Source organism: Nocardia sp. NPDC052112 (genome assembly GCF_040680135.1).
Lineage (GTDB): Bacteria > Actinomycetota > Actinomycetes > Mycobacteriales > Mycobacteriaceae > Nocardia.
The window spans coordinates 26,030-34,873 of record NZ_JBFAWD010000027.1 but is presented as its reverse complement, the minus strand read 5'-3'; the positions used below and the strand labels follow the sequence as shown (position 1 = coordinate 34,873).

9 protein-coding genes, 1 tRNA gene and 1 pseudogene are annotated in these 8,844 nt (G+C 63.6%); 4 read left to right on the top strand and 7 right to left on the bottom strand.

Annotation, left to right across the window (positions count from 1 at the left end; translation table 11 throughout):
- From AB0L58_RS35870 to AB0L58_RS35860, 3 genes and pseudogenes are all read right to left on the bottom strand, one after another.
- A pseudogene (locus AB0L58_RS35870) lies at positions 1-321 on the bottom strand (hypothetical protein); the annotation flags it as partial.
- 475 nt (positions 322-796) lie between these two features.
- Positions 797-1,687 carry a hypothetical protein gene (locus AB0L58_RS35865; protein ID WP_364394330.1) on the bottom strand — a complete coding sequence of 297 codons (891 nt, stop codon included), beginning with the start codon at positions 1,685-1,687 and terminating at the stop codon, positions 797-799.
- Positions 1,687-2,412: a ParA family protein gene (locus AB0L58_RS35860; protein ID WP_364394327.1), complete on the bottom strand. Its 726-nt coding sequence runs from the start codon at positions 2,410-2,412 to the stop codon at positions 1,687-1,689. The genes AB0L58_RS35865 and AB0L58_RS35860 overlap by 1 nt, the downstream gene beginning before the upstream one ends.
- A gap of 169 nt (positions 2,413-2,581) precedes the next feature.
- Between AB0L58_RS35860 and AB0L58_RS35855 the strand changes: the two genes are divergently transcribed.
- The 3 genes from AB0L58_RS35855 to AB0L58_RS35845 all read left to right on the top strand — a co-directional run bounded on the left by AB0L58_RS35855 (position 2,582) and on the right by AB0L58_RS35845 (position 4,282).
- Positions 2,582-2,764 (top strand): hypothetical protein, encoded by a 183-nt coding sequence (locus tag AB0L58_RS35855; protein WP_364394324.1) that lies wholly within the window; start codon positions 2,582-2,584, stop codon positions 2,762-2,764.
- Between the two features lie 98 nt (positions 2,765-2,862).
- Positions 2,863-3,675, top strand: a complete 813-nt coding sequence (locus AB0L58_RS35850; protein WP_364394385.1) for a DUF1542 domain-containing protein — start codon at positions 2,863-2,865, stop codon at positions 3,673-3,675.
- 531 nt (positions 3,676-4,206) lie between these two features.
- A tRNA-Arg gene (locus AB0L58_RS35845) sits at positions 4,207-4,282 on the top strand.
- Between the two features lie 199 nt (positions 4,283-4,481).
- Here AB0L58_RS35845 and AB0L58_RS35840 read toward each other — a convergent pair.
- Positions 4,482-5,006: a tetratricopeptide repeat protein gene (locus AB0L58_RS35840; protein ID WP_364394322.1), complete on the bottom strand. Its 525-nt coding sequence runs from the start codon at positions 5,004-5,006 to the stop codon at positions 4,482-4,484.
- Between the two features lie 108 nt (positions 5,007-5,114).
- Between AB0L58_RS35840 and AB0L58_RS35835 the strand changes: the two genes are divergently transcribed.
- A complete protein-coding gene (locus AB0L58_RS35835) occupies positions 5,115-5,660 on the top strand; it encodes a hypothetical protein (protein WP_364394319.1) in 546 nt (181 codons plus the stop codon).
- Between the two features lie 133 nt (positions 5,661-5,793).
- Here the strand turns inward: AB0L58_RS35835 and AB0L58_RS35830 are convergent, their stop codons facing one another.
- From AB0L58_RS35830 to AB0L58_RS35820, 3 genes are all read right to left on the bottom strand, one after another.
- On the bottom strand, positions 5,794-6,228 hold the full coding sequence (locus tag AB0L58_RS35830) for a PIN domain-containing protein (protein ID WP_364394316.1): 435 nt from the start codon (positions 6,226-6,228) through the stop codon (positions 5,794-5,796).
- The gene (locus AB0L58_RS35825; RefSeq protein WP_327110119.1) at positions 6,225-6,476 is read right to left on the bottom strand and encodes a CopG family transcriptional regulator; all 252 of its coding nucleotides are present in this window, start codon (positions 6,474-6,476) and stop codon (positions 6,225-6,227) included. The genes AB0L58_RS35830 and AB0L58_RS35825 overlap by 4 nt, the downstream gene beginning before the upstream one ends.
- 779 nt (positions 6,477-7,255) lie before the next feature.
- A complete protein-coding gene (locus tag AB0L58_RS35820) occupies positions 7,256-8,836 on the bottom strand; it encodes an MFS transporter (protein ID WP_364394312.1) in 1,581 nt (526 codons plus the stop codon).
- Positions 8,837-8,844 lie beyond the last annotated feature (8 nt).

Sequence of the window (8,844 nt, the reverse complement as noted above, 5' to 3'; positions counted from 1 at the left end):
CGAAACAGTCGCCGAAAGCGCTTTGCCCTGCACCGCAACAGGTGCTTTATCCGAATGAGCAATCTCGATAGCAGTAATCAATGGAAGTGCCGAACGCTCGATATTCAAAACCGCGAGGGGTGTCGAGAACTTCGCACCCGGAACGCTAGGTGGAATCGAAAGTTCATTACTCGGAACCGCGGGGGGCACATCGAGTTCCGCACCCGGAACCGCGAGCGGTGCCGAAAGTTCCTTCCCCAGAACTTCAGCGGGCGCGACTTCCGAGGGAGCAATGGAATCCGCTACCGCGGGGATCGGAGCGGGCAGCGATCGCCCCTCCATCGGAACATCCGTGCCGGGAATCGAAACCTGGTTCGGGACTTCGAATGTCCCGACCCCCGGAATCGTCAGCGGTTGCGCTGACGCCTGACCTCCTGCGAGCAGCGTCGCGGCGATCGCCGCGCCTGCGATGACTCCCGCGCCGACGGCCCATGGGAGCACGCGCCGCAGGAAACGAGAATATCGACCCTCCGTAGTTGATGCCATGATCCGGTCCTCCGATGCTCGTATCGAAGGCCCTGGCGGGTCATGCGACGCCGCACTGCATTTGGCGCGTAGGACTTCACCAAGACCTCGAATGAATTCGAAAACCATCACGGTGATCTGTAGTCCAGCGGATCCGAGCGTTCATATTTCGCGCAATCCGATCGAATTATGCGACACGACACGCGCATTAACAATAACAATAACGTAACTAAAGCGAAATGCCCCGCGGCGGAACTGCTTCCGCGACGGGGCATTTTCGATACCGAATGGCTCAGGCGATGATCTGTTCTTCGATCTGTTCGGCGAGAATACGCAGTTTCGCGGCGAATTCGCGCGCCGCCGCCGGATCATTGTTCGAGCCCTTGACAATTCGTCGCGTCAGCGCCGCGAACCGCGATTCGACCGCGGCGAACAGATCGACGGCCCGCTCATTCGATTCGTTCCGCAAGTCCCCGCGCAGCCACGCCTGCAGCAATTCGACCACCTCGGCCTTGTCGAACTGCTCGGGCAGCAGCGCGACTGCCTCGCGCAGCTTGCCAGCGGTGACCTTCACATCGTCGGCACCGGCGATCGTGGTGTACACGGTGACCGCCGCATCTTCGCCGTGCTGAGCGGCCACCGGTAGCAGCTCGCGTACCTGCCCCTCATTGATGGTGGGCGCGACCGGATGCAATTTGGCGGCCAGCGGCCAGGCCCGAATCAGTTTGTGCGCGTATGACCGCTGCATATCCCAGCGCTGCTCCACATAGTCGTCGAAGCTCGCGTGCCGGTCTCGGTAGAGCCGACCGTCGCGCACTATTTGCAGCGCCCGTCCGGCCGCCCAGAAGGCGACTCGCAGACCGTCGATCGAGGATTCGCACGCCGTCAACTGGGCCCGTTCGCGATCGTCGAGCGGACCGTTCGGCGTGGTTTCGTTCGGCGCGGGCAGCGGCATCGTCAATACATTCGCGTCGGCAACCGGCACATTCGCGTCGGTCATCGGTGCATTCATGTCGGTCTTCGGTGCGAGCACCTCGAGCGACGCCGCGCTCAGCGGGCCCGCTCGCCACTCGGCATCCCGCAGCGGAGATACCGGCGGCGTGTGCTCGGCACTATCGGCCAACGGATTCGCGCCGCCGATCGACCCCTTACCGATCGAACCCTTTCTACGCTGCGGAGGCATCAGGCGGACACCTCCACGGTGACCCGGTACGGGCTCATCAACTCCTCGCCGACCTGCCGATATTCGCCGAGATCCACGATCGGATTCTCGGCGCCGTCGCCGACCTCACCGTCGGCCGCCTCCCGATACCACTTCCACGCGCTCAAATAGGATTCGAAGACGTCGTAGCCCGCATCCTCCAGATTTCCCCGCTGCGTGCGATATTCGGTCGAGACGTTCACTCCGTTCTTCATCGTCACCGGCACCTTGGTCATCAGTACCCGCACCCGGATCTCGCGGCCGCTGTCCGCCGCCGCCTCCTCGGCGGCTTTATAGGTGCTCGGCACCCGCTTGACCTCCGACGGGCTGACGCTGGTCAACAGAAGCAGCTCATCGCTCTGCGGTATGGCGGCCTTGAAAATCTCGGCCGACTCGCCACCGGCATCGACGATGATCACGTCGAATTTCCCGGCATTGTCGGTAATGCAGTCGTCGACGTGCCGCGACGGGAAGGCGATCAGCTTGAACGGCACCTCGATCTCGCCCCTGAGCAGCCGCCGATACCAGGAATATCCGGTCTGACTGAGCGGATCGGCGTCGATGACGAGCACACGCAATTCATGGACCTGCGCGAAGTATGAGGCCAGAAAAAACGCTGATGTCGTCTTGCCGACGCCGCCTTTGAGATTTCCGAGCGTGATGACCAGAGGTGTCGGTAGCTCCAGTGGCGCAACAGAATTCTTCATGGACAGTCCTCCGAGGGTGAGGAGTGCAACCGTAGCGACCGCTTGCGCGTCGCTCGAAATAGTCAGCTGTGCGGGCCCAAGTTTCGCACAGCGGAGATGATTTTCCGCTGATTGCCGATGCGCCATTTACCCGCGCGCGGCGATATGCCCGGATCGACGCTGTGTCCAATTGGACACAGTCGACACTGCCGGCCTCGACGACGCCCGCCGCCGCGATGCCGTACTGCCCAGCTCGCACTGCGCCGGTGTCGCCGGACTGATCGCCATCGATGCGGCAATACGGGGCAAGTCTTCGAGGAACACCAACCAGATCCAACGTCTGGTCATCACCCGCCAGCTCGCCGGACAATAGATACGACGGGTCGCCACCCGTCGCGAAGCTCAGCCGAGTCTCAGCAAGCCCCCAGTAAACTCGGGGTGAGCTGGATCGAGGACGAAAGGGGCCGCATGATGCTATGGGTACTGATCGGCGTAGTGATCCTGCTCTTGGCGGCCTATGTCATCTACCAGACACAGCAGTCCAAACACCGCGCCGTGCGCGAGTTCGACGACGCTGCCGCCGATGCCAGGCAGATGATCGAGCGGCTCGCGGGTCAGGTCTACAACCTCAGCGGCAGCAACGAAGCGGCGAAGCAGGCACTCGCCGACGCCTCCGAGCGGCATATCGCGGCCGGCTCACAAATCGAGCAGGCGCGCACGCCCGCCCAGGCGCGGTTGGCGAAGCAGACCGCCGTCGAGGGCATGTACTACATCCGGGCCGCACGCTCCGCGATGGGCATGGATCCGGGTCCGGTCGTTCCGGCATTGGACGGTCAGGACACCGCGGGCAAGGTCACCGAGAAGCGGGTCGTCGAATACGAGGGCCGAGAGGTCGCGGCATCACCGAATCCCTCTGCGGAGACACCGAATTACTATCCGGGCGGACGCGTCGCCGGTCGACCGGTCCCCGCGGGCTGGTACTCCGAACCGTGGTGGCGGCCCGCATTGATCGGCGGCGCTTGGGGTTTGGGTTCGGCCCTACTGTTCTCGTCACTGTTCTCCGGGATGTCCGGTGTGGGATATGACGTGCAGGGATTCGAAAGTGGTTACGGCGAGGGATATCAGGACGCGCTCGATGCGGCGGGTGGTGATCAGGGCGGATACTCCGACGATCAAGGTGGATACGACGCCGGTGACCAGGGCGGGTACGACTCGGGCGGCGGGTTCGACGGTGGTTTCGATGGCGGTGGTTTCGATGGGGGCGGGTTCGACGGCGGATTCTGACCCCCATACCGAGCGGTGAGCGATGCGGGTCGCCTGCCCCGAACATGTCCAGCAGGCCCACCACACTGTCTGAGACAATTGGTCTCCAAGCGACGCACCCAACCCTCAGCCGCAGACTGAACCCCGAGGGGCGATGACGATGTCACTCGAATACCCCGGTCGAGAACTTCCGCATCAGACCCGCCCCGGGGGGCGTTTGCGAAATCTCGAGCCGAGAACAACTTTTCGCGAACCTGATGACAGAAGCCGACCTCACGCCAGGGGCCGACGCCTGACAGAGGTCGGCTCCGCACCAGAGGCGACCACGGGGCCGACGTCTCCGGAGCCGAACGCCCGACACCCCCACATGCCCGTCGAATCGACAAAACAAACCAAGCGCACCAATAGTCTCAGACAGTCGCCCTTCCCTCGTCAACTCCGCACCCGATCCCGCCCCGGTGACACCCCCCGACCAATTCGATGCGGCCCACCCGCCCCCAACCCGGTAGACTCCCCGTCGTCCCGATCGGTGCACCGAGCACCACCAGTCCAGCCCTCGTAGCTCAGGGGATAGAGCACCGCTCTCCTAAAGCGGGTGTCGCAGGTTCGAATCCTGCCGAGGGCACCAACCTGCGAGAGGCAACTCCGCAGGTCAGGACAATTTCCGGCGTCGCAGGTTCGAATCCCTCGAGGGCGCTGAGGCGATTAACCTATCCTTTCGCCCACCTAATCCGGACAGGGCGGCACGAGAAGCGCGAAAACGTCAGCGAGACCCTGGTCATCGTTGGTACGTACCCGATCTGATCGCCGCAATTGGCGATAGCGCACTAGCCTGGCGTTTGCGGTTGATCTGAAAGCAACCGGCTTTGCTGGTAGATCAGGTCTCCGCGGGTGCGCAGGGTTTCTTCGTGCTCCGAGCCGAGCACGCGGGTTCGCGCATCGAGCAGTCGCTGGTAGTCGGCGGCCGCGCCTTCATGGTCGTCGGCGTCTGCCCGGCAGCTGGCGAGAGCACTGAGCGCTCGGAGCGTGTCCGGGCTGTCAGCGCCGAGCACGCGGGTTCGCGCGTCGTACAACTGCTGATAGTCGGTGGTCGCGGTGGCGAGGTCGCCTGTCAGCGCACGGCAGGTGGCAAGGTTGTACAGCGCAGTCAGTGTGTCCGGGTGGTCGGCTCCGTGGACGCGTGCCCGTGCCGCGTGCAGTTGCCCATAGTCGTCGGCTGCGCCCGCGTAATCACGGCAGTCGAAACGGAATTCGGCGAGCCGACGCAGGGTGGTCAAGGTGTCGGGATGATCGGACCCCAGCAGGCGATTCTGGTCGGCGATCAGTTTCTCGTACTCCGAGACGATGCTCATCCGTCCACTGTACGGTCGAAAAGACCATGTGCTCAGCGGGTTTCAGCCGATCCCCTCGCCACGGGCGGCGCGGGTCAGACCAAGGCGCAGCGCAGCCGCTTGCAACCGATGTCTATCGAAGTCATCGTCGCTCCCGACGGCTCAGTCGTGACCGGCTACCCCATCGGCGGTGATGGGGTGAGAGAATCCGCCCAGGCGCTCGGCCTGCTACGCAAGCACCGCGGCCAACTGCTTCCCACCACCAAAGCCCGTGCGCTGCACAACGATCCGGTCGACCTCTGGCACTACCTCGCCAACCGCGCCCCCAGCCTGTCCGAGGAGCTCTACCAGCAACACGGCATCCTGCTGGACCTGCTCGCACTCACTGGCGACATCGACGAACCGCAGGACTTCGTCCGACGCTCGCTGCCCGCGCTCGGCTGGATGATCGATGAACGCCACTTCGACGCCGCCGTATGCGAAGCGACCCGGCCGGTCCGTGACCTCCTCGAACACCTGAGCCTGCTGACCTGGCAACGCGGTGTTTATCCGAGCAAGCAGGTCCCCAGCAAGGACGCTACAAACTTCGCGCGCACCGTACTCAGCGGATTATCGAAACAGTCGCACGACACCAGCGTTCGCAATACCGGCCAATCGCCGTCCACGCCAGACTGAGCGAACCATGGGCACATACCCCACAGGTGCCGAGCTGGATCATGCAGCAGAAACAACGACTTCGGTGACGAGTCCTACGATGCTGGTGGCAAGGGGCGACAAAGAGGGTTCGATGTGAGCACCGACAGATCGGCTAGAGATCGTCGGGCAGCAGGCGGAACGCGGCATGACCAGTGAGCGGGGTAACCGCACGCAAATCACGTCGGTCGAGTGTCAACACCTCCACAGTTTCGTATCGCTCGGCTAATGAAACATTGGTGGCGTCGGTGAGATCCAGGCGCATGGCCATGTATCTGTTCTGCACCTTGCGCGCGACCCGCAACAGGTCCGCCGAGATCGTCGGCACTTCGATGCGTCCGGTGTGCTCTTGTGCCAACAACCAATCATTAACCGCATAAGCGGCTTGACGATTGAGATTTCGGGTGGTGATGTGTTCGACTTCGAGCAAGACGAGTGGAGAAACGATGGTAAGCGCCGCTTGCTGGAGCGCCGCGCGCGCGTCGACGTGCTCGGGATCAGCGGAGTTGAAAGCGGCGACCAGACCTGAGGTGTCGCCGATCACGATCATCCAGCATCGGCTTCGGTGTTGGTGATCGCTTCTCGCACAGCGCTATCGATCTCATCCGCCGTCACCGCATGCCCGTAGTCGAGAACGGGGATATCCCATGCCTCATCCCATCGGCGAGTGCGTATCGCGGCCAGATGAAAAGCTTCACGAAAATACTCGGACTCCGGCCGCCCTTCGCGGGCCGCGGCCATCTTCACCAACTCGAGGTCGGCCTCGTCGACCATGACCGTCGTCTTCTTCAAGCCCATAGGGTTATGGTACCCGCACCATAACATTTTGGCCGACCCACAAGCACGTCCGTTCACCCGCAATCCCCCACATCGGCTGGGCGGCAAGGCCCTGGCGGCAGCCCCGAAACCGGGACTCACCGATCAGACTTCAGACAGTCGAATCCCACTTCAACTGTCAGCGCTCACCAGAAGAATCGCCAGTCAGAACGGGTCCCATCCTTATAGAGCCCTGCCAGGGAACTCTAAAAGGATGGGTCCGGCTGCATAATCGACGCAGGGCGGCGCGGGACTCAAACCGGGTACGCACCCACGATGACCAGGCGTTTTTCAGTTGCCCATGTTGTGCGTGCCCTGCCGGGGGCACTGTGAACATGGGAACGGATTTTCCGGGCGCGGTGCTTGGGGCGGTTGTGTCCCGCAGGTGCCGCCGATCCGGTCGGTTCTTGGTTGTAGTGCCATCGCGGTGCTGGTGGTTCGGTGTGCGTGGTTCAGTGTCGCGCCGATGAGCGTGATGCGGTACCGCACGCGGTTGGCAGTCTTGTAGTAGCGGATTTCCAGTTGGAGGGCTCGGTAAACATCGCGGGCGATGTGTTCGGGTAGTTGATCGATTCGGATGTCGCCGGTGGGTAGCGCGTCGATCAGAGTGGGTTGGGCTGTTGTTGCTGCTCGGTTTCGGCGTCGGCAAGCCGAGCACGGTATTTGCGCACGTCCGCACCGACCGCCGTATCCGGATACTCGTCGATGCGAGTGAACGCGCGAATCCGACGAGTGACGCCCGGTCGACCGGCACGTCCGTCCTATGCGGTGTCGAGTTCCGAAGTCGTTGGGGCCGTGGCAGTCTCGAATGTTCCGGGTTGCCGGCGGACGAATATCGCGACCGGGACCGCGGTGATCAGCAGCGCGACGCCGGCGACGGTGAGGGCGAGATGGGTGGCGTCGGTGAACGCGTGCCGGATGGCGTTGTGGACCGGTCCGGCGACGGCGAACGGGAGGGCAGAGCTGTGCTCGCCCTCTGTGGCGGCGGACACGACGGCGTCGGTGAGCGGCCGAGGCAGGTCGGCAGCACGGAGTTCGTCGCGGAGGTTGTCGGCGAACCGCGTCGTCAAGATGGTGCCCAGAATGCTGGCACCCAGTACATTGCCGACCTGGCGGAACAAGTTGACCGTGGCGCTGGCCATACCTGCCTGGTGTGGTGCGACGCTGTTGACCGCCGCCGCAGTAGCGGGTGCGATGAGCATGCCGCTGCCGATACCGGCGAGCAGTAGTCCGGGCCAGATCCGGCCGAACCCGGTACCGGGTGGACTGGCGAGGAGCGCGAAGATGCCGGCGGCCATGACGACGAGGCCGAGTGTGAGCATCGTTGTGAACCCGATGCGATGCACGATACGGGCGGCGACGGCGCTGATGAGGACGAAGGGGCCGAACATCACCAGGAGCCGCACGGCGGCGGCAAGGACCGTAGTTCCCTGCACGTGCTGCAGGTAGAGCACGGTGACCAGCGCGGTGCCGGTGAATGCCAGCAGGGTGACCGCGGCCGTACCCATCACGGCGCTGAAGGATCCGGACCGGAAGAGCTTCACGTCCAGCATGGGATCGGGATGGCGGGCTTCGTACCGGATGAACGCCAGCAGTGACACGGCCAGCACAGCGTAGGCACACAAGATGCGGACCTCGGTGTATCCCAGTGAGCCGCCTTCGATCACCGCATAGGTCAGTGCCGCGATGGCGAGGGTGCCCAGCACCATCCCGACGGGATCGAGTGCCCGGGTGGGGAGTCTGCTCTCGGGAATCAGTGTCACCGCGCCGAGAAGGGCAACCACACCGAGTACGACATTGATCAGGTAGATCGCATGCCAGGAGAACGCACCCACCAGCACCCCCGCTCCCAGCGGACCGATCGCCAGGCCGATTCCGGAACTTCCGGCCCAGATACTAACGGCCTCGGTGCGTTCGCGCGTCTCGGTGAAGGTGTGGCTGATGATGGCCAGGCTGGTGGGCAACACCATCGCGCCGCCGATTCCCATGATGGCCTGGGCGGCAATCAATACGACCGTGTTGTGCGCGGCGAATGCCACAGCACTGCCCGCCGCGAAGACGGCCGCGCCGGTGGCGAAGATCAGCCGCCGGCCGATGAGATCCCCGACGGTCCCGCTGCCGAGCACCAGACTGGCCACGACCAGGCTGTAGGCACTGGCGACCCAGACGGCCATCGACGACGAGGGGTGCAGATCGGCCTGGATGGTGGCGAGCCCTCCGAGCGTGGAGGAGACATTGACGAAAGCCATCATCGGGCCGATGCACACCACGGCCAGGATCCACCACCGACCACGGGACGTTGCGTCGTGATCGGCGGACGCGGTCACCTCATTACGTGTCACGGCATTCC